Annotated in this window: 16 protein-coding genes; 10 read left to right on the top strand and 6 right to left on the bottom strand. The window is 40.5% G+C overall.

Translation table 11 applies throughout. The features are described 5' to 3' along the window. Positions 1 to 135: 135 nt before the first annotated feature. Together rph and P0106_RS01145 are read left to right on the top strand one after the other, a co-directional pair. Positions 136 to 900 (top strand): ribonuclease PH, encoded by a 765-nt coding sequence (gene rph / locus P0106_RS01150; RefSeq protein ID WP_004112121.1) that lies wholly within the window; start codon positions 136 to 138, stop codon positions 898 to 900. A gap of 48 nt (positions 901 to 948) precedes the next feature. Beyond that, the gene (locus tag P0106_RS01145; RefSeq protein WP_410309985.1) at positions 949 to 1,641 is read left to right on the top strand and encodes a non-canonical purine NTP pyrophosphatase; all 693 of its coding nucleotides are present in this window, start codon (positions 949 to 951) and stop codon (positions 1,639 to 1,641) included. A 57-nt stretch (positions 1,642 to 1,698) separates the two neighbouring features. On the opposite strand, the gene rfbA is transcribed toward P0106_RS01145, so the two are convergent. From rfbA to P0106_RS01120, 5 genes are all read right to left on the bottom strand, one after another. Next, positions 1,699 to 2,598, bottom strand: coding sequence for a glucose-1-phosphate thymidylyltransferase RfbA (rfbA, locus tag P0106_RS01140; RefSeq protein WP_248898636.1), 900 nt, complete (start codon positions 2,596 to 2,598; stop codon positions 1,699 to 1,701). 14 nt (positions 2,599 to 2,612) lie between these two features. Then, positions 2,613 to 4,055 (bottom strand): sugar nucleotide-binding protein, encoded by a 1,443-nt coding sequence (locus P0106_RS01135; protein WP_410309986.1) that lies wholly within the window; start codon positions 4,053 to 4,055, stop codon positions 2,613 to 2,615. A 98-nt stretch (positions 4,056 to 4,153) separates the two neighbouring features. Next, positions 4,154 to 5,188, bottom strand: a complete 1,035-nt coding sequence (rfbB, locus tag P0106_RS01130) for a dTDP-glucose 4,6-dehydratase (RefSeq protein WP_004125576.1) — start codon at positions 5,186 to 5,188, stop codon at positions 4,154 to 4,156. 66 nt (positions 5,189 to 5,254) lie between these two features. Continuing rightward, the gene (locus P0106_RS01125; protein WP_374960342.1) at positions 5,255 to 5,926 is read right to left on the bottom strand and encodes an ABC transporter ATP-binding protein; all 672 of its coding nucleotides are present in this window, start codon (positions 5,924 to 5,926) and stop codon (positions 5,255 to 5,257) included. A gap of 152 nt (positions 5,927 to 6,078) precedes the next feature. Next, complete coding sequence (locus P0106_RS01120) at positions 6,079 to 6,942, bottom strand: ABC transporter permease (protein ID WP_004112141.1); 864 nt, start codon at positions 6,940 to 6,942, stop codon at positions 6,079 to 6,081. Positions 6,943 to 7,211: 269 nt separating this feature from the next. On the opposite strand from P0106_RS01120, the gene P0106_RS01115 reads away from it, so the two are divergent. Both P0106_RS01115 and P0106_RS01110 read left to right on the top strand, forming a co-directional pair. Further along, positions 7,212 to 8,054 carry an NAD-dependent epimerase/dehydratase family protein gene (locus P0106_RS01115; RefSeq protein ID WP_473730331.1) on the top strand — a complete coding sequence of 281 codons (843 nt, stop codon included), beginning with the start codon at positions 7,212 to 7,214 and terminating at the stop codon, positions 8,052 to 8,054. 65 nt (positions 8,055 to 8,119) lie between these two features. Continuing rightward, positions 8,120 to 9,091, top strand: a complete 972-nt coding sequence (locus P0106_RS01110; RefSeq protein ID WP_473730330.1) for a glycosyltransferase family 2 protein — start codon at positions 8,120 to 8,122, stop codon at positions 9,089 to 9,091. 73 nt (positions 9,092 to 9,164) lie between these two features. Here the strand turns inward: P0106_RS01110 and P0106_RS01105 are convergent, their stop codons facing one another. Then, positions 9,165 to 10,835, bottom strand: coding sequence for a glucosyltransferase domain-containing protein (locus P0106_RS01105; protein ID WP_473730329.1), 1,671 nt, complete (start codon positions 10,833 to 10,835; stop codon positions 9,165 to 9,167). Positions 10,836 to 10,998: 163 nt separating this feature from the next. Between P0106_RS01105 and P0106_RS01100 the strand changes: the two genes are divergently transcribed. The 6 genes from P0106_RS01100 to P0106_RS01075 all read left to right on the top strand — a co-directional run bounded on the left by P0106_RS01100 (position 10,999) and on the right by P0106_RS01075 (position 18,708). Further along, positions 10,999 to 12,285, top strand: coding sequence for a glycosyltransferase family 2 protein (locus tag P0106_RS01100; RefSeq protein ID WP_020760531.1), 1,287 nt, complete (start codon positions 10,999 to 11,001; stop codon positions 12,283 to 12,285). Positions 12,286 to 12,373: 88 nt separating this feature from the next. Then, positions 12,374 to 14,305: a rhamnan synthesis F family protein gene (locus tag P0106_RS01095; RefSeq protein ID WP_473730328.1), complete on the top strand. Its 1,932-nt coding sequence runs from the start codon at positions 12,374 to 12,376 to the stop codon at positions 14,303 to 14,305. Beyond that, complete coding sequence (locus P0106_RS01090) at positions 14,298 to 15,395, top strand: acyltransferase family protein (protein WP_004575007.1); 1,098 nt, start codon at positions 14,298 to 14,300, stop codon at positions 15,393 to 15,395. Before P0106_RS01095 ends, P0106_RS01090 begins: the two co-directional genes overlap by 8 nt. Before the next feature lies 1 nt (position 15,396). Beyond that, on the top strand, positions 15,397 to 16,278 hold the full coding sequence (locus tag P0106_RS01085; protein ID WP_004115801.1) for a glycosyltransferase: 882 nt from the start codon (positions 15,397 to 15,399) through the stop codon (positions 16,276 to 16,278). 19 nt (positions 16,279 to 16,297) lie between these two features. Further along, complete coding sequence (locus tag P0106_RS01080) at positions 16,298 to 17,425, top strand: glycosyltransferase family 2 protein (protein ID WP_473730348.1); 1,128 nt, start codon at positions 16,298 to 16,300, stop codon at positions 17,423 to 17,425. A gap of 56 nt (positions 17,426 to 17,481) precedes the next feature. Continuing rightward, positions 17,482 to 18,708: a UDP-galactopyranose/dTDP-fucopyranose mutase family protein gene (locus tag P0106_RS01075; RefSeq protein WP_174143000.1), complete on the top strand. Its 1,227-nt coding sequence runs from the start codon at positions 17,482 to 17,484 to the stop codon at positions 18,706 to 18,708. Positions 18,709 to 18,716 lie beyond the last annotated feature (8 nt).

The raw sequence follows: 18,716 nt of genomic DNA, 5'->3' as shown, positions 1-18,716 counted from the left end.
ACTACATAAATATGTAGTGTGTTTGTATGGAAAAATGCACAAATCGGGTACAATCGCACTACAGTTTTTGCATTGCGATTTTGCTCAAGATTAATGCTGCATGCTAGTTAATGCCGCGTGCTAGATTGTTGAATTATGGCTCAAATTAAGGATATGTTGGAATCAGTAAAACCTATTCGTTTTGATGGAAGAGACGTAGATGAGTTGCGTCCAGTAAAAATAACTCGCAATTTTACCAATGTCCCAGAAGGCTCCGTGTTAATCGAGTGTGGTAACACGCGCGTTATGTGCACTGCCACTTTTACTATTGGAGTTCCGCGCTGGAGGCGAGACACTGGTTTAGGTTGGGTTACCGCTGAATACTCAATGCTTCCAAGGGCAACAGCTGAGCGCACTGATCGCGAATCTGTTAAGGGGAAAATCGGTGGAAGAACGCATGAGATTAGTCGCCTTATTGGTCGCTGCCTTAGAGGTGTTATAGACATGAAGGCAATGGGCGAGTGCCTTATTCAAATCGATTGCGATGTTCTTCAAGCAGATGGCGGCACACGCACGGCTTCGATTACAGGCGCATATGTTGCTCTTGTAGATGCTTTGAATTGGGCAGAAAAGCACAAGCATATTCGTAGCGCTAAAAACGTTCTTAAAGACTCTGTTTCTGCTGTTTCTGTTGGCGTGATTAATGGCACTCCAATGCTTGATTTGCCGTATGTGGAAGATAGTCAAGCAATGACAGATATGAATGTTGCTATGACTGGTTCTGGCAATTTTATTGAGATTCAGGGCACAGCTGAGCATCGCCCGTTTAATCGCGATGAGCTTAATGTTTTGCTTGATTTGGCAGCCAAAGGTAATCGTGAGCTTCAAGCGGCTCAGCGCGCAGCTTTAAGTCAAAATTAAATAAAGTTTATATCTGTTTGTTCGATAAATTACCAAGGAGTGGCGAGCGTGAGACTTGTTGTGGCAACGCATAATGAGGGTAAACTCGTTGAAATTAAGCGTATTTTAAACGAAGAATTTGATGAGATATCGGAAAATATTGAGCTTGTTACAGCAGGTTCTCTTGGGCTTCCAGACCCGGTAGAAACAGGTGTGACTTTTGAGCAAAATGCGCTAATCAAAGCTAGAGATGTTTCTTTAAGAACTGGTTTGCCTGCAATAGCAGATGATTCAGGTTTGATTGTGGATGTTCTCGGAGCTGCTCCAGGAATATTGTCTGCGCGTTGGAGCGGTGTTCATGGAGATGACAAGGCGAATAATGAGCTTTTGCTTAAACAGCTTGAAGACATTCCAGATCAGTGTAGAACAGCACGATTCCGCTGTGCTGCAGCTTTAGCTATTCCTAAGGGTTGTGGTGAAACAGAACTTGAAAACACTCTGTGGAAAACAAATGGTTTTGAAACTGTTCGCGTTGGAGAAATGGTTGGTAGACTGATTAGAGCTCCACGCGGAGAGAATGGTTTTGGTTACGATCCGCTTTTTGTACCAGATAATCAGCCTGTTAGAAATGGCATTCAAATGCAGGATTTGACAAGTGCTCAGCTTAGTCAAGAAGAAAAGAACGCCATTTCACACAGGGGTAGTGCGTTACGAGCGCTTTTACCAGAGTTAAAAGCTATGTTCCTTGGGCAAACTAAGTAAATAAACTAAGTAAACCAGAAGTAAACTAGTTGATTTGTAAAATTGGATTTGCGATTTTTAATCCGTGAACAAATCTTTAGATATGATAATGCGATTTTCAGCAACCTGCTTTAAGTGCTTGCCATAATTGCTTTTACCATATTTTTCTGCCGACTCAAGTAAACGATCGCGACTAATCCACTGGTTTTCGTATGCAATCTCCTCAAGCACTGCGATTGGCAGCCCTTGCGCTCGCTCTATTGTGCGCACAAATTCGCCAGCTTCGTAAAGCGAGTCCATTGTGCCAGTGTCTAGCCACGCGTATCCGCGACCAAGAGTCATAACGTTTAGTGAGCCATTTTCTAAGTACATTTTGTTAAGGTCCGTAATCTCAAGCTCTCCGCGAGCACTCGGCTTAACTTGTTTTGCAAACTCTGTAACTCGGGAATCGTAGAAGTATAAGCCTGTAACAGCATAGTTCGATGCTGGGTGTTCTGGTTTTTCTACTATGCTAACGGCTTTGTGATTTTCATCAAATTCCACAACGCCGTATCTTTCTGGGTCGTCTACGTAGTAGCCGAATACTGTAGCACCGTGTTCTACGCGTGCAGCGTGCTTTAAAATAGCTCCTAGGCCATTTCCGTAGAATATATTGTCTCCAAGCACGAGCGCGCAAGAATCGCCATTTATAAACTCTTCTCCGAGTATAAATGCTTGAGCAAGACCGTCTGGCGATGGCTGAACTTTGTAAGATAAGTTGATTCCAAATTGTTCTCCGCTTCCAAGTAGCCTTTCAAAATTAGGCAAGTCTTGAGGAGTAGAAATCACAAGAATATCTCGGATTCCAGCCATCATAAGTACGCTAAGAGGGTAATACACCATTGGCTTATCGTAAACTGGCAAAAGCTGCTTAGACGTTACTGTAGTAAGTGGGTATAGGCGTGTGCCAGAACCGCCAGCAAGAATAATGCCTTTCATCTTTGAAACATCCTTTACTTGTTGTTTTGTTCAATTCTATTTACGTAAGACTCAAGCAAATCTTCCCAATCGCATGGCGTAAATCCAGCGGACTCGATTTTTTGCAAGTCAAGTGCGCACTTGTGTGGTCTAGGAGAGCCATTAGATATGCGCGTGTAATCGTCTACGCGATTTGCTTCGATTTTGCTTGTGTCTACATTAAGTTGTGTAAACACTTTTTGAGCAATATCGTGCCAAGACGCGATTTTGCCAGATCCTGTAAGATTGTATGTTCCGTATTGCGCTTGCGTGTTTAGAAGATGGAACATGCCTTTTACTAAGTCGCTTGCAAAAGTGAGTCTTCCAGTTTGGTCTATTGGAGCTTGAACGCTAACAGATTCACCATTTTTGCAACGGTTTGCAAAGTCAATCATGCGCGTTACAAAGTTTCGTCCTTCTCCAACAATCCAACTTGAGCGAATAATATAATGCTGTGGAACGTTTGCTACTAGAGCGTCTGCTGCAGCTTTTGTTTCGCCGTACACGCCTAGTGGTGCAAATTCTTCGTTTTCTTTATGATTTTCTTGAGTGCCGTCAAAAACATAGTCGCTTGAAATATGCACAAGAGTGATGTGGTGTTCTTGTGCTATTTTTGCAAGATTTGCCACTCCTTTAACGTTGCTATTCCACGCGTCTCGTCTTCCTTGTGGCGTTTGCGCGCCATCTACAGACGTGTATGCTGCTGTGTTAATAATCGTTCCATACAAATCCCAGTCGTAGCGGCTGTAATCGTCTTTATTTGCTATATCGAAGCTATCTAAGTCTACGTACTCAAATCCTTCTAAATCATGCTCTTTAGCATAGTTTTGTATTGCGCGACCAAGTTGACCGTTGCATCCAGTTACAAGAGTGCGTTTTGGTGCCATTGGTTTGGCGTCTTTTAGCATTGGATGGTGTAAATCAGCTTCGCTTCGCTCGGATTCTTCTAAAGGTATTGGCCAATTAATGTGTAAATCTGGATCTGCAAGGTTTACAAAAGTGTATGTTTTCTTTTGCTCTAGCGACCAATGTGCGTTTACTAAGTAAGTGTATGCTGTGCCATCTTGCAAAGCTTGGAAGCTGTTTCCTACGCCTCTAGGCACGTAGATTGCTTTGCTAGGGTTTAGTGTGGTTGTGTACACTTGACCGAAGCTTTGACCTGGTCTTAAATCTACCCATGCGCCAAATACTTCGCCAGTAGCAATGCTTATGTATTTATCCCATGGTTCTGCGTGGATGCCTCTGGTTACTCCGCGTTTTTCGTTGAACGAAATGTTGTTTTGTACGGGTCCAAAGTCGGGGAGACCTAGAGCCGTCATTTTTGCGCGCTGCCAGTTTTCTTTGAACCATCCGCGGTTATCTCCGTGTACTGGAAGATCAAATACGATTAAACCTGGAATATTGGTTTTTGTAACGCTTAGTTCTTTTTCAAATTCCATAGCATCCTACAAATTCTTTATTTTTGATTAGATTCGCGACTAGATTTTTGTTAGATTTGCATACAATTTGTATACAAGCAAACTTGACTTTTAGGCGATCACTGCCCTTGAGCTTTGTACTTTGCTTCAGTAGCGCTTTTAGCGCCTTCCCACCATGCGCGATTTTCTGTGTACCATTTGATTGTTTGCTCTAAGCCTGTTGTAAAGTCTGTGTGCTTTGGCTTCCATCCGAGTTGCGTTTGTAGCTTTGTGCTGTCAATCGCGTAGCGGCGGTCGTGGCCTGGACGGTCTTTTACAAGCTCAAAGTCGTTTGCATCTTTGCCCATCATTTCTAGAATCATGCGCAAAACTGTTATATTGTTTTTCTCGCCATTTGCGCCAATCAAGTAGGTGTTTCCAAGCTCTCCCTTTGTTAGGATTGTCCAAACAGCACTACTGTGGTCTTCTGTGTGAATCCAATCTCTAACGTTTAATCCTTGACCATACAGCTTTGGCTTAATGCCTTCTAGAATATTTGTGATTTGTCGCGGAATAAACTTTTCAACATGCTGATATGGTCCATAGTTGTTTGAGCAATTGCTGATTGTTGTGTGCAAACCGTATGTGCGAGTCCATGCGCGTACCAACATATCGCTTGCTGCTTTTGTGGAGCTGTATGGGCTGGATGGGTGATATGGCGTCTCTTCCGTAAATTTAGCTGGGTCGTCTAATGCCAAATCTCCGTACACTTCATCGGTAGAGATGTGGTGGTATCGAATCCCGTATTTTCTAACTGCTTCGAGTAGTCTAAAAGTGCCTTCAACATTGGTTTTAAGAAATGGTTCTGGGTTTGCAATGCTGTTGTCGTTATGAGATTCTGCAGCGTAGTGCACAATTGCGTCGTGACCTGGAACAAGCTTATCTAAAAGTTCGGCATCGCAAATATTGCCGTGCACAAAGTCAACTCTATCTTCTGGCAATCCTGCAATATTTTCAATATTTCCTGCGTATGTTAGCGCGTCTAATACTGTTACGTGTGTTTCTGGGTGATTGTTCACTACGTAGTGCACAAAATTAGACCCAATAAAGCCGCATCCGCCAGTTACAATTATGTTTTTTGGCTCAAAGTTTGTTGTGTTACTCATGTTTTCCATAATATCCTCTTATATGCCTTTTGCTTTTTTGGTTTTGATTATTGTTTATTCTTTATTGATTATCGTCTAAGATTTTTCGTTTAAGCTTTCTCGCATTGCGTTAAACGCTGGCTCGGCTTTACCATCGTAAATCATGTGCGAATGAGACAGCACTATGCAACGGGAGCAAAGTTGCTTAATTTGATCTTCGCTGTGAGAAACAATCACCATTGTTTGCCCACGCTTTTGCTGCTCTTTAAGCCTTGTTATGCACTTGTGTTGAAAAGCTTCGTCTCCAACTGCAAGAATTTCGTCGATTAAGAAAATGTCTGGATCGCTGTGCGCTGCTACAGAAAACGCCAATCTAAGGAACATTCCCGAAGAGTAGAACTTAACTTCTGTATCCATAAAAGGCTCTATTTCGCTAAAGTCTACTATTGATTGGTATTTATCGTCTATCTCTTCTTTTGTCATTCCAAGAATTGCGCCGTTAAGATACACGTTTTCGCGACCAGTTAAGTCGGCAGCAAATCCTGCTCCAACTTCGATTAGTCCTGCGATTCTTCCGCGCGCACAAACTTCGCCTTCGTCTGGTTGCATAACTCCAGAAAGCATTTTAAGCATAGTGGATTTTCCAGATCCATTCATGCCTATTAGTCCAACAGTTTCGCCGCGTTTAATAGTAAAACTAACATTGCTTAAAGCTGTAAAGTTTTGTGTCTCGTGCTTTTTAGACGGCGGTGTTAGCAAGTTTACAATCGACTCTTTAATCGAATGATTTGCTCGCAGCGAGAATCGTTTAGTAACGTTGGAAACGCTTAACACAACGTCTTCTGGAAGTGTGTTATAAGGCTTATTCATATATAACTCCTGCTGCTCTTAAAAGTAAAATCCCCAAAATCTTAGTAAGTTTAAATTTCTTGAGCAAACTTGCCTTCAAGATGTCTAAATGTAACTTCGCCAATAAGTAGTACAGCAAATGCGACTACAAGGCTTTCGCAAAGTCTTAAAGACCAAGCTCCTGCAAATTGGAAAGTGCGATCTGTGGCATTTAGCCAGAATCCGCGGTGGAATGCTTCAACGCTTATTGCAATAGGATTTGCATAATACATCTCTAAAACCCATCGTGGTGCGTGAGCTGCAACCATTTGCCATGTGTAGAAGCACGGCGCAAGCCATACGGCAACCATTGCTACTAAGTCTGTAATGTTTTCTGCATCTCTGTAAAAAACGTTTATTGCTCCAAAGAATAATCCAAGACCAAACGCAAACGTACACACGCTAATAAATCCGATTATTGCCACTATTACGCCTGCAAAATCTGGAATCCACCCCATGCATAAGGCTCCGATTATAAGCACGATTACTTGTGGGAAAAAGTGTACAAAAGCAACTCGTAGTGATGCCAGTGGGAATAGCTCTCTAGGAAGATAGATTTTTTGTATTAAGCCAGCATTAGAAAGTATTGATCTTGTGCAATTAGAGAATGCTTCTACAAAAAAGTTTGTTACTATGATTCCGCTAAAAAGGTACAGTGGGTAGGCTTGAATTCCGCCTCCGCGACCAAGTCCTAAGAAAATCCCCATTGCAACGTAGAACACTACAAATTGCGTTATTGGCTTTACGTACGTCCAAGCCATACCGAGCCAAGAACCGCGATATCTTATGCGTACTTCTTTTTTTACAAGTAAGTCAAGCAAATAAAGGTATCTTGGAATGTCAATCAGACCTTTGCTTCTACCAGGGTGATAGATGGCGTCAGACTTTGTTGTCATCGCTGCCTTTCTTACAAATTTGCAGTGTGTATGCACGTATAACTTTGTTAAGTTTACATTTGGGGATTGATTTGGTTAAATATTTGATTCAACATTTGGTTAAATATTCGGTTAAGTTATGCGCAATATTATACGCGATATTACATGTAACATAACATGTAATAATTTTAGCTTTTAGATTAATTATTAATGTGATTATTTTGTGATTATCTTGTTCTATTTATTTTGGCATGTTTGAAAGTTTTTATACGCTGCTAAACTGAAAAATTATGAGTAAGCGAATTCTTGTTACTGGTGCTGGTGGATATATTGGTCGTCACGTCGTTAAAGCTCTTTTAGATGCAGGTGCTAGCGTAATTGCTTCCGACTTGCGTTTAGACGGTGTTGATGAGCGCGCAACGCGTATTGAAGCGAATATTTTTAGCGATGATGCTGATTTGTTCACAAAGCTTGGGTCCCCAGACGTTTGCTTGCACATGGCTTGGCGCAACGGTTTTAAGCATGCTGCAGACACGCACATGGAAGATTTATCGAACCATTACCGCTTTATCCGTCTTATGCTTTCGGGCGGCCTAAAGCAGATTGCTGTTATGGGCTCTATGCATGAAGTAGGCTACTGGGAGGGCGCTATTGACGAGAACACGCCTTGCAAGCCAGCTTCTATGTATGGCATTTCCAAGAACGCTTTGCGTGACGCTACTTTGCTTTTAGGTAAAGAATATGATGCAACTGTTCAATGGATTCGCGCGTACTACATTGTTGGCGACGACGCTCGTGGAAACTCTATTTTCTCTAAGCTTCTTCAAGCTGCTCAAGATGGCAAGAAGACTTTTCCGTTTACTACTGGCAAAAACAAATACGACTTTATTAATGTAGACGTGTTAGCTAAGCAAATTGCTGCAACCGTTTTACAAGATAAAGTAAATGGCGTAATTAATTGCTGCACGGGGGAGCCTGTTTCGCTTGCAGATCGCGTTGAGCGCTACATTCGCGAGAATAATCTTGATATTTCGCTTGAATATGGCGCATTCCCAGATAGACCATACGATTCTCCAGCAGTTTGGGGAGATAATAGCAAAATCCAAAAGATTATGAGTGATTTTCTAAAATAGTTATTGCAAATCGTAACTTTTCTGGATTTTTAATGCTAAATTATGGTTTTTAGAAAGGATTAACATTGCGTGAAACATTGCAAAACAGCAAGTGCCCATGCATATATTTTGTTCTTCCTTGCTACAACGAAGAGCCTGTTCTTCCGCAAACTTCTAGTATTCTTTTAAGCAAAGTTACTTTTCTTATTGAAAATAAGATTATTTCGAATTCTAGCCGTATTCTTTTTGTGGATGATGGTTCTAGAGATTCGACTTGGAATATTATTTGCGATTTACACCAGTCGAATCCTTCGCTTTTTGGCGGTGTAAAGCTTGCACATAATCGTGGTCATCAAAATGCTTTGCTTGCTGGCTTAACTACAGCGTATAAATCTGGTTGCGATGCTGCAATTTCCATGGACGCTGATTTGCAAGACGATGTTGATGTTGTTGATCAATTTATTGCAAAATATGTGGATGGCTACGAGGTTGTGTATGGCGTTCGCTCGTCTAGAGAAACAGATACGTGGTTTAAGCGCAACACTGCATTAGCTTTTTACAGTGTTTTTAAGTGGATGGGTGCAGAAACCGTTCCAAATCATGCAGATTATAGACTTATGGGCAAGAATGCGTTGAAAGCTCTTTTGGAATACAAAGAAGTTAATCTTTTCTTGCGTGGTATAGTGCCATCGATTGGCTTTAAGTCAACAAAAGTTGAGTATGTGCGTGGTAAGCGCAAAGCTGGTGTGTCTAAGTATCCGCTTAAAAAGATGATTTCGTTTGCTATAGATGGCATTACATCTTTTTCTACTAAGCCTTTGAGTTTTGTAACATTTGCAGGATTCGCGTCTATTTTAGTTTCGTTATGCGTATTTGTTTACGTAATAGCCTCTGTTTTGCAAGGAAAAGCAGTTGCTGGCTGGGGTTCTGTTATGTTCTCAATGTGGTTTATTGGCGGATTGATTATGCTTTCAATCGGCATTGTGGGCGAATACATTGGAAAGATTTATATGGAATCTAAGCATCGCCCACGTTACGAGATTGAAACACTTATCTAAGTTGTTAACGCTTTATACTTGTTTGTTTGGTGCATTTATAAAGCGTTAACAACTTTATTTTTTAGTTAGTAATTTAGAATTTTACGATTATATATTTGTTATCTAAAACAGTAGTGCATTTATTCGAAGGCCAAGAAGGCAGATTTTGTACGGCCTTTTCTGCGCTTATATAAGCGGATTCTAATACAGGAGTTTCCATCTTAAATCCAGTAGTTGAGCGTATAAAACCAGCTTTTACCCATGTGCCGTGAAGAGTTGAGAATCCAATCTCAAACATTGATCGTCCAATAAGTTCAAGATGATTTGACTTAAATTCACTAGGATTGTGGTCTGCTATGTGATTGCCAACAAATATTACTTTAAGTGGTTTTTTATGATTTGCTTGTAGTACTTCTATTCTTCTAGCAACATCTTGAGCAATGTAATAGTCTCGGTTGTAAGTCATGTATTCCGTGTAATACAAGCGGTTTACTGTAAACGACTGACTTAATCCAATAATTGCAAGAAGAACGCACGCAATAATCGTTGTTAAAGTCTTTTTGCTAAATTGCATAATGTAATGCAACAAATACATGCATGAAAAAGCGCCAGCAAGCGGGTATGTTAGTTCCGTTCTAGCCGTGCCTGCTGTGCCGAGTATTACGCTCATCATCATAGGGCTTGCAACTATAGCAATAGCAAAAATAATAGTAAAAGCGTTAAGCTCTTTACGAATCACTTGAACAATAGTTAATAACACTAAAGCGATTAATGCAATTGTTATAAATACGCTATGGAATATTGTTCTTCCTAGGTACATGTTTTTTGCATGCAAAAATATAGTATGAATAATTTTTGTTATAGGGTCTTTACCCCAACGCATTTGTTCTTTAATGTACGGATCCGTGAAGGTGTGGTTGGTAGCGATAACAATTTTATTCAAAATCACATAGCATGCATAGCTTGCTATAAACACGCAAATATACGTAAAAATGTAGCTTACTATGTTCTTAAATTTGCACGCATAGTCGCCCTTAATTATTAGTGCAATCATGACTGTTCCGGCAACAAAAACAGTAGTCATTGCTAAGTAGAGAGTAAAACCAAAAATTGCAAAAATAAGTGCCATTAATGCGTATGCTAAAAGAGTCTTAAGTTCTTTACGATTTTGGTACGCGTTATGCGCACACATAAGCGACATGCTAACAAACATTAGCGCACAAGCTACGTCATCTCCCATAAGCAAGAATCCAAGCATTTCTGCAAGAATAGGAGCGCTTATAAAAGGAATCATAAATAAAGCTGGGTGGAATTTTGCGCCCAAATTGTGCGCTTTGCTAAACAAGTATGCCCATGTTGTTGCGGAAGCAAAAAGCGCAAGAATCATTAAGATTCCAGCTAATGAATTGTTATACCAGTATCTTCCTGTAACGTACTTAAAAGCCAGCAAGCCGAAGCGTTCTAGGCGAATCCAAGAATTGTAAAGAGCCTTAGATCTAGAGATCATTTCTTCTGTGTCTATAGAAAAAGTGTTAGAAAAAGCTTTTTGACCGTATGCAATAATCAAAAAAATCGCGCTTATTGCAAGTTCTGCAACATTAGATTTGCAAAAATCAATGAAGTCTTTAAAGGAATACGTTTTTTCTATAATTGCTCTAGTTGTGCTAGTTGAGTTGCTTTTTTTGCCGCATTTTGCAAGTGTAGCTGAATCTTGTAGTTGATTAGTGTTTAATTCTTTAATACAACTAGAGTCTGCTTGATTCATACTACAACCCTTCTATGTGTTTGACATGCATGTGCTACTTGTCACTAAAAAATATACTATAAGATTTTAATGCGTGACAACAATCTAAAAACTGATTGTGTCTAGTAGTACAATAGATATGATTTGTGCTATTTTACCGATTAGTGTGCAATGGAGACGATTTATGAATCCTGCAATTTCCGTGGTGGTTCCTGCGTACAACAAGGAGCCGTATATTAAGCAGTGCATGGATTCACTTGTTAATCAAACTTTTAAAAACATTGAGATTATTGTTGTTGACGACGCTAGTACAGATAATACTTTGCAAATTTTGCGCGATTATGAGCATAAAGATTCTAGAGTAAAAATTATTGCTAAAGATCATAATTGCGGTAGGCATGTTGCGCGTAAAACTGGTGTTCAGTCGACTAGCGGTGATTACGTTCTTTTTGTTGACGCAGATGATGAGATTGATCTTAAAGCTTGCGAAGTTCTCTACTCATACGTTACTAATAATCCTGCAGATATATTGCATTTTGGTGTTTCTATTCACCCAGAAGGCAAATCAGATGAAGATTTTGCATACAGCTACGATCAAATGTATGCGCAAAATAATGGTGATCAAACTGGCGATAATATTATTAAATCAACGTTTTCTAGTGATTTTCCGCATTGGACACCTTGGAATGTTATAACAGCGCTTTTTAAAGGTGACTTAGTTCGAGATTCGTTTAAAAAAACAGTTTCAACACGACTTTCTAAAGCAGAAGATGCTTACGAATATTTCGCTATTGCAGCCTTTGCTCAAACTTTAAAAGACTTAACAGCGTTTCGCGCGCTTAAATACCATATTGGCAGAGGAATTTCTGGAAGATCTAAGATAAGCGTTGAAAAATTTACTGTAGAACAACGAAGTGTTAAAGATGTTGTAAGCGCTGTTTACGATTTTGCTAATGATTTTGCTAAAGAGCCTTCGATGAAAAGTCGCAAGCAAACCATTGAAGAAGCCTCACGCTGGTTTGATAATCGTGGATTAAAAATAGTAAAAGATGAGTTCTTTACAAGACTAAAAGTCGAGGATTTTCAAGAAGCCATAAACGCTGTTATTGAAACATGGGGATTAGAACGCGCGTGCTCAATTGTGCTAGAAAAGCTTGTAGACCTTATGAATCAAGTTGTAGAAAGCGATTGCATAATAAAACACGGTTCAGTGTGTGATGTTCTTCTTAACGTTTATAGAAATATTAAACCAGATAGTTTTAAAGACAAACAAAACACAACTTACGATAAGCAAGTAGACTTAATGTCTTTGCATATTATGCAGGTTCATCAGCAAAAATATGAAGAAGAACAGAAACGTTTGCAAATTGAAGCGCAAAAACGTTACGATGCAATGCCAGTGTATAAGCGTTTTGCAAAAAAGATAAAAAATATGGTTAAAAACTTAACTAAATCAAAGAATGATAAATAAAGTCTAAAAAATAAATTTGAGATTAAACAAAATACAAAATTACACAATAGAATAATCAAGGATAATTAAGGGTAAATCAGGAGATAACATGATTTTGGAAAATCCAAAGCGCTTGGGCATTTTCTTCTTCTACGATGCGCAAGGTCACGCAGACCATTATGTGTCTACGCTGCTTGACGGATTCAAACCATTCTTTAACGAGCTTGCGATTGTAGTTAATGGCAAAATCGACGAGTCAAGCAAAGCGATGCTTAAAGGTTACGCGAACAAGTTTATTTTGCGCGAGAACAAGGGTTTTGACGTGTGGGCGTACAAAACTGCAATGGACTCTTACGGTTGGGCAGAGTTGGAAAAGTTTGACGAAGTAGTGCTATTTAACGCTACGATTATGGGTCCAGTTTATCCGTTTAGCGAAATGTTTAACGCTATGAACGCAAAAGACCTTGATTTTTGGGGCATAACAAAGTTCCATAAAGTTAATGGAGATCCGTTTGGATACAGTCCGTACGGATATTTGCCAGAGCATATTCAATCGCATTTTCACGCATACAGGAAAAGCTTTGTTCAATCCAAAGATTTTCAGGATTATTGGAACAATCTTCCACCAATCAACAGCTACTTTGAGTCTGTTGGATTGCATGAATCAGTATTTACAAAGCGATTTGCAGATAAGGGATACAAGTGGTCTGTATACGTTGATACGAGTGATTTAGAAGGCTATTCTTATGGCCCAATAACGTATGCTGCAAGGCAGATTGTGGAATACAAACGATGCCCGATTTTTAAGCGCAGGTCTTTCTTCCACGACTACTCCGACGTTTCTACGCAATCTGTTGGAAACCAAGCATTAGACTTATACGAGTATTTGAAAGACCACACAGATTACAACACGGATTTGATTTGGGAAAATGCTTTGCGAAGCATGAATATGGCAGATTTGATGAAGAATCTTCATTTGCGATACATTTTGCCGCAAAATCATGTTGTAGAAAACTCATCAACAGCTACATCAGCATCTACTGCAACTGCTAAGCCTGCATCTAAGCCAAAAGTCGCGTTGTGTATGCACTTGTATTACATGGATTTGCTAGATAAAAGTTTGCACTATATTCAGTCTATGCCGCAAGGATGTGACGTTATTTTAACTGTAGGATCGAAAGAAAACCAGCAAATTGTGAAACAGCGTGTGGAACATCTTCCATATAACGTAGACGTACGGTTGATTGAAAATCGCGGTAGAGATGTGAGCGCATTCTTAGTGGGCGGCGGCGCAGATCTTATGAAGTACGATTACGTATGCTTTGCTCACGATAAAAAAGTCACGCAATTATCGCCTCGAAGCATAGGCGACGGATTTGCTTACAAGTGTTTTGAAAATATTCTTGCAAGTAAAGAGTATGTGCAAAACGTTATAAATCTGTTTGAAACGCATCCGCGACTTGGAATGGCAATGCCAACGCCGCCAAATCATGCGGACTATTTCCCAGGATTTACATACACTTGGGGTCCAAACTTTGAAGGCACAAAGAAATTCCTAGAAAAAACGTTAGGAATTAGCGTTCCGTTAGACGAAAACAAAGACGCTATAGCTCCGCTTGGCACAATGTTTTGGTTCCGTACAAAAGCTATGCGTGGGCTATTGGATAGAAAGTGGACTTACGAAGATTTTCCAGCAGAACCGCTAAAAATAGACGGAACGTTGTTGCACTTTATAGAGCGAGCATACGGGTATGTGCCGCAATCCAACGGATATTATGACGCATACATATTCTCGGATCACTTTGCGCGAATAGAAATGACTAACCTAGAATTCGATGTTCGAGAACTATCAAAATCTGTGAGCACGCCATGGATTAAACGCAATTTGGAAGAAACTTGTAGAGAAGTAATGCGCGGAAAGCGATTCCGTTACGCTGCTTTAAGAGTATTAAAGAGTATTGCAAAGCGAGTTTTCTATAAAACACTGTACATAGGTCAAAGAATTGTGCACATTGGTCGTAAAGGTAAAGAAGATGAGTGATATAAGCGTAAATACAGCTGCGACAAAACTTACGCGCGCAAAAAAACCGCGACTTTTCTACTTGGATTGGATTCGCGCAATAGCTGCGATTTTGATTGTTGTAACTCATTTTAACAATCCATATTTGGAGCCAATGCGGTTCTTCGTAAATAGACCGTTTGGAATCTACATTGGTGGATTAGGAGTATCGCTATTTTTGATTATTTCTGGCGCTGCTCTTATGTACAACTATGGCGATAGAGAAAGCCTGGATTTGCGCACATTCTACACAAAGCGCGCAAAAACACTATACCCAATGTTTTGGGTAGCATTCATAGTGGCGAATATTTTATTGTTTATTCGCAATAATGGATATATTTTTGTACCAAGGCATAAAATAACAGCAATTTTTTCGCTTTTTGGAATGGATGGTTATGCTTCTGCATTCGGCGTAGGTACTTTTTATGTTCTAGGCGAATGGTTCTTAGGGTTCATAATACTGTTTTACATAGTGTTTCCACTTTTAAGAGTTGGCGTAAATAAAATGCCAATAACAACTGTGTGCGTTGTGTTGGCTCTATACGCTGCAACAGTTGTGTTCTTTACTTTTTACCAGATTCCGCGAGTACCGTCTGATATTCTTTTAACAACAAGATTGCCAGAATTAGTATTTGGCATGATTTTTGTAAAGTTTATTAAAAAAGTGCCTTGTTGGCTTGCTGCAGTATCTTTTGTGATTCTTGCATTGCAACAATTAACGCATGTTTTACAAGGAAATATTGCCGTTACGATTGTAGGAATATTAGCATTTTTGCTGCTTTCTTATATTGGTGAACTTGTTAAAAGTTTTAAGCCATTAAGCGCGTGTACAAAATTTATATCCGCATATTCGTACCCGATTTTTTTGGTACACCATGTGTTAATAATGCAAGTGTTTACAGTAATATATCCAGTGTGGCTTAATCGCTGGCAAGCATACGGATTGCTAATCGCAGAGTTTGCGGTGATTCTTGTGCTTTCTGTAATACTCAAGCGTTTTACAAACTTGATTGTTGGTTTTGTGAGCAAATGTTGGGTGAAAATCGGCAGCAAGAATCGCAGTTTGGACTAACATGCGTATTTGTTCTGGAATAATCACCTATAATCCAACTTTAACAGACGTAAGCACGTGTTTAGAAGCGCTATGCAATCAAGTAGAGCGCGTAATAATCGTAGACAATGCGTCTAAAAATGTTAAAAGTTTGCAAGAAGTTGTAAGCAAATACGCAAACGTGACTTTAGTTAAAAACAGTCAAAATATTGGTTTTGCAAAAGCATTAACGCAAGTGTTTGAATGGGCAAAATCGCAAGGTTTCAACTGGGTTCTAACGCTTAACGACGATTCTGTTGTGCCAAGCAACATGATTAGCGAATACAAGAAAATCCTGGAAAATCAGGGAAGTCTTGTAAATCAAAAAAATTCAAAAAATTCCAAAATCGCAATTGTATGCTCTTTGCTAAAAAACCGTTTAGACGGCACGATTTTACACAGCAAATGCCACGAAGACGAATGCATAACGTCTGGAAGCTTAACAAGCGTAGAAGCGTGGCAGAAAATCGGCGGATTTGACGAATGGCTAGAAATCGACGGAGTAGACTTCGACTTTTCAAGGCGACTTGCGCGTGCTGGCTGGCAAATCGTAGAGTGCCAAAACGTTATAATGGAACACCAAATCGGCAAAGCGCGCTCAATAAACTTGATTATAAAACACCCAATCGTGTGGAATCACAATGCAAATCGCAAGTACTATATAGCGCGAAATATGCAAGTAGTGGATTACAAAATGGGAACATACTCGTATGCTAAGTCGTTGCGTGCAGTTGTGCGAGATATGATTTTCGTTGCGCTGTGGGAAAAGAATAAATTTGCGAAAATTCGCGCGATGATACGCGGATTTAAGGATGGGCAGCAAAAGATTCGTCAAATGCGCAAAGCAGAACAGAACGCGGTTTGAAAGGATAGAAATGATAGCAATGGAAAATTATGCTAAAAACGAAAATCCGCTAGTTTCTATAATCGTGCCAGTCTACAATTCTGCAAAATATTTGAGCGGATGCGTGGACTCGATTCTTGCGCAAACGTACAAAAACATAGAGCTGATTTTGGTAGACGATGGATCAAAAGACGACTCGGGTAAAATTTGCGATTCGTATGCATCAAAAGATTCGCGAGTTAAAGTAATACACCAACAAAACGGAGGAATATCGCGCGCGCAAAACGCAGGGCTTGATGCGGCTCGTGGGGAATTTATAGCGTTTGCAGACAATGACGATATTCTAGATTACAAAAATATTGAGATTTTACTAAACGCTATTTTGCAAAGCGGAGCTAGTATGAGCAAAGCAAAATGGCGTCAATTTGGGCTAAGTAGCTTAGAGCAGATTAAAAAAGAAGCTGGTTTGGGTGCGCGCGGATTGGGTACGGAAAAATCGCAAGTAACCGCGCGTTTAGAGAACGCGACTCAAATAAAAATCGTAAAAAATCCTCTAAAAGCGTATCAAACTGTATTTTGCAAAATATTTAGAATAATCGGAAATAAGCTGGGCAAAAACAGCGAAGCGCACTACTTTAACGAAGCGAATTGGTGCAGGCTTTACAAGCGAGAAATCTGGCAGGGAGTGCGATTCCCCGAAGGAAAGTTTGCGCAAGACACGGCGATGGCAAGCGTGCTGTACTCGCGCATGAATTGCGTGGCACATGTGGATGAAGTGCTGTATTACTGGCTGCAACGCGAGGATTCCGTAACGCATAAAATGCGAGACGCGGGCTTTTATCACGATCATATAGATGCAGTTCGAGCAAATTGGGATTTGTGCTTAAAGCACAATGTTGTGCCAGCAAGAAGCTACTACACAATGGTTGGAAACTTAAGGTATGAGCGATGCGCGCTGAAAAGCGGAGAAAATACGCTTAATGGCGGAAAAAGTAGCGACGCAGAAATCCAAAAAATATACGAAAAAAATTATGTTAAAGACGTAGAATTTGCTAAATCAGCTGTTAAAAAGCTTACGATTTTGCAGCGCGCGCAATGTTTTACTATGGCGTGTGTGAGAAATCTTGAAAAAATAATCTACGATTACAAAATCAAAAATATGAAGTAATGCAATTAAAAATCGAAGAGTAAGTGCAAATCAGAAAGCAAGAAATGAGTGGGAAAATGAGCGAATACCCAGATTTAGTAGTTGTTGGAGCAGGATTGTTTGGCTTAACTGTAGCTCAGCAGGCTGCAGAACGCGCTGGCGCAAGCGTTGAAATTATTGACGTGCGTAGTCACATTGGCGGAAATGCTTACTCGTATTTTGACGAGCGAACGGGAATTGAAATTCACAAGTATGGCGCACATCTTTTTCACACAAGCAACAAGCACGTGTGGGATTACGTGAACCGCTTTACAACGTTTACTAACTACGTGCATCGCGTTTACGCAACTCACGACGGCGAAGTGTATTCGTTGCCAATCAACTTAGGTACAATTAACCAATTCTTCCACGCGCATTATACGCCAGAAGAAGCTAAGGCTTTGATTGCAAGCCAAGCGGGGGAGTTTGCTGGCAAAGATCCGCAGAATTTGAACGATAAAGGCATTAGTTTAATCGGGCGCCCGCTTTATGAAGCGTTTATTAAGAATTACACGGCAAAGCAGTGGCAAACGGATCCTTCTAAGCTGCCTGCTGGAATTATCAAGCGCTTGCCTGTGCGATTTAACTACAATAATCGCTACTTTAAAGACACTTGGGAAGGATTGCCAACGGACGGCTACACAGCTTGGATGCAGCGCATGATTGACGATCCGCGTATTCACGTTTCGCTTGGCGTGGACTTTTTCGACGAATCGCAGCCGTTTAATAAGCACGCGTTGGCGGAGGCTGGAGTGCCGGTTGTTTATACCGGTCCGGTTGATAGGTATTTTGACTATGCGCTCGGCGAGTTGAAGTGGCGCACTGTGGACTTTAAGGAAGTGCGTTACCAGGAGAGCGACCACTTTGGCTGCCCAGTTATGAACTATTCGGATGCAGATGTTCCGTTTACGCGCGCAATTGAGTTTAAGAACTTTAATCCAGAGCGCGAGGAGGTTGGCGGGGAAGCTAGTGGTGAAGCTAGCGATTGCGCAACTTTCGTGCCAGGCAAAAGCGTTAAAGCTGGGGAAACTGTTGTGTGGCAGGAGTATTCTCGCGCTGCAACTCGCGACGACGAGCCGTATTATCCAGTGAATACTGAGGAAGATAAGGCATTGTATGCGCGCTATGCAGAGCTTGCTGAGGCGCAGCCTAACACTGTTTTCGGTGGACGTTTGGGCACTTACAGCTATTACGATATGCACAACGTGATTGATATGGCTTTGCGCGCTTACGAATCGCAAGTAGCGCCACTTATTGCTCACTAAATGCAAAA

This window comes from Gardnerella sp. c11Ua_71 (assembly GCF_055818025.1).
Note: the sequence above shows the minus strand (reverse complement) of the source record. Positions and strands in the feature narration are given on the sequence as shown.

Bases quoted from the DNA above. Each gene is read 5' to 3' on its own strand.
- rph (WP_004112121.1), top strand. From the start codon at position 136: ATGGCTCAAATTAAGGATATGTTGGAATCAGTAAAACCTATTCGTTTT.
- rfbA (WP_248898636.1), bottom strand. From the start codon at position 2,598: ATGAAAGGCATTATTCTTGCTGGCGGTTCTGGCACACGCCTATACCCA.
- P0106_RS01135 (WP_410309986.1), bottom strand. From the start codon at position 4,055: ATGGAATTTGAAAAAGAACTAAGCGTTACAAAAACCAATATTCCAGGT.
- rfbB (WP_004125576.1), bottom strand. From the start codon at position 5,188: ATGGAAAACATGAGTAACACAACAAACTTTGAGCCAAAAAACATAATT.
- P0106_RS01120 (WP_004112141.1), bottom strand. From the start codon at position 6,942: ATGACAACAAAGTCTGACGCCATCTATCACCCTGGTAGAAGCAAAGGT.
- P0106_RS01115 (WP_473730331.1), top strand. From the start codon at position 7,212: ATGAGTAAGCGAATTCTTGTTACTGGTGCTGGTGGATATATTGGTCGT.
- P0106_RS01105 (WP_473730329.1), bottom strand. From the start codon at position 10,835: ATGAATCAAGCAGACTCTAGTTGTATTAAAGAATTAAACACTAATCAA.
- P0106_RS01100 (WP_020760531.1), top strand. From the start codon at position 10,999: ATGAATCCTGCAATTTCCGTGGTGGTTCCTGCGTACAACAAGGAGCCG.
- P0106_RS01095 (WP_473730328.1), top strand. From the start codon at position 12,374: ATGATTTTGGAAAATCCAAAGCGCTTGGGCATTTTCTTCTTCTACGAT.
- P0106_RS01090 (WP_004575007.1), top strand. From the start codon at position 14,298: ATGAGTGATATAAGCGTAAATACAGCTGCGACAAAACTTACGCGCGCA.
- P0106_RS01085 (WP_004115801.1), top strand. From the start codon at position 15,397: ATGCGTATTTGTTCTGGAATAATCACCTATAATCCAACTTTAACAGAC.
- P0106_RS01080 (WP_473730348.1), top strand. From the start codon at position 16,298: ATGGAAAATTATGCTAAAAACGAAAATCCGCTAGTTTCTATAATCGTG.
- P0106_RS01075 (WP_174143000.1), top strand. From the start codon at position 17,482: ATGAGCGAATACCCAGATTTAGTAGTTGTTGGAGCAGGATTGTTTGGC.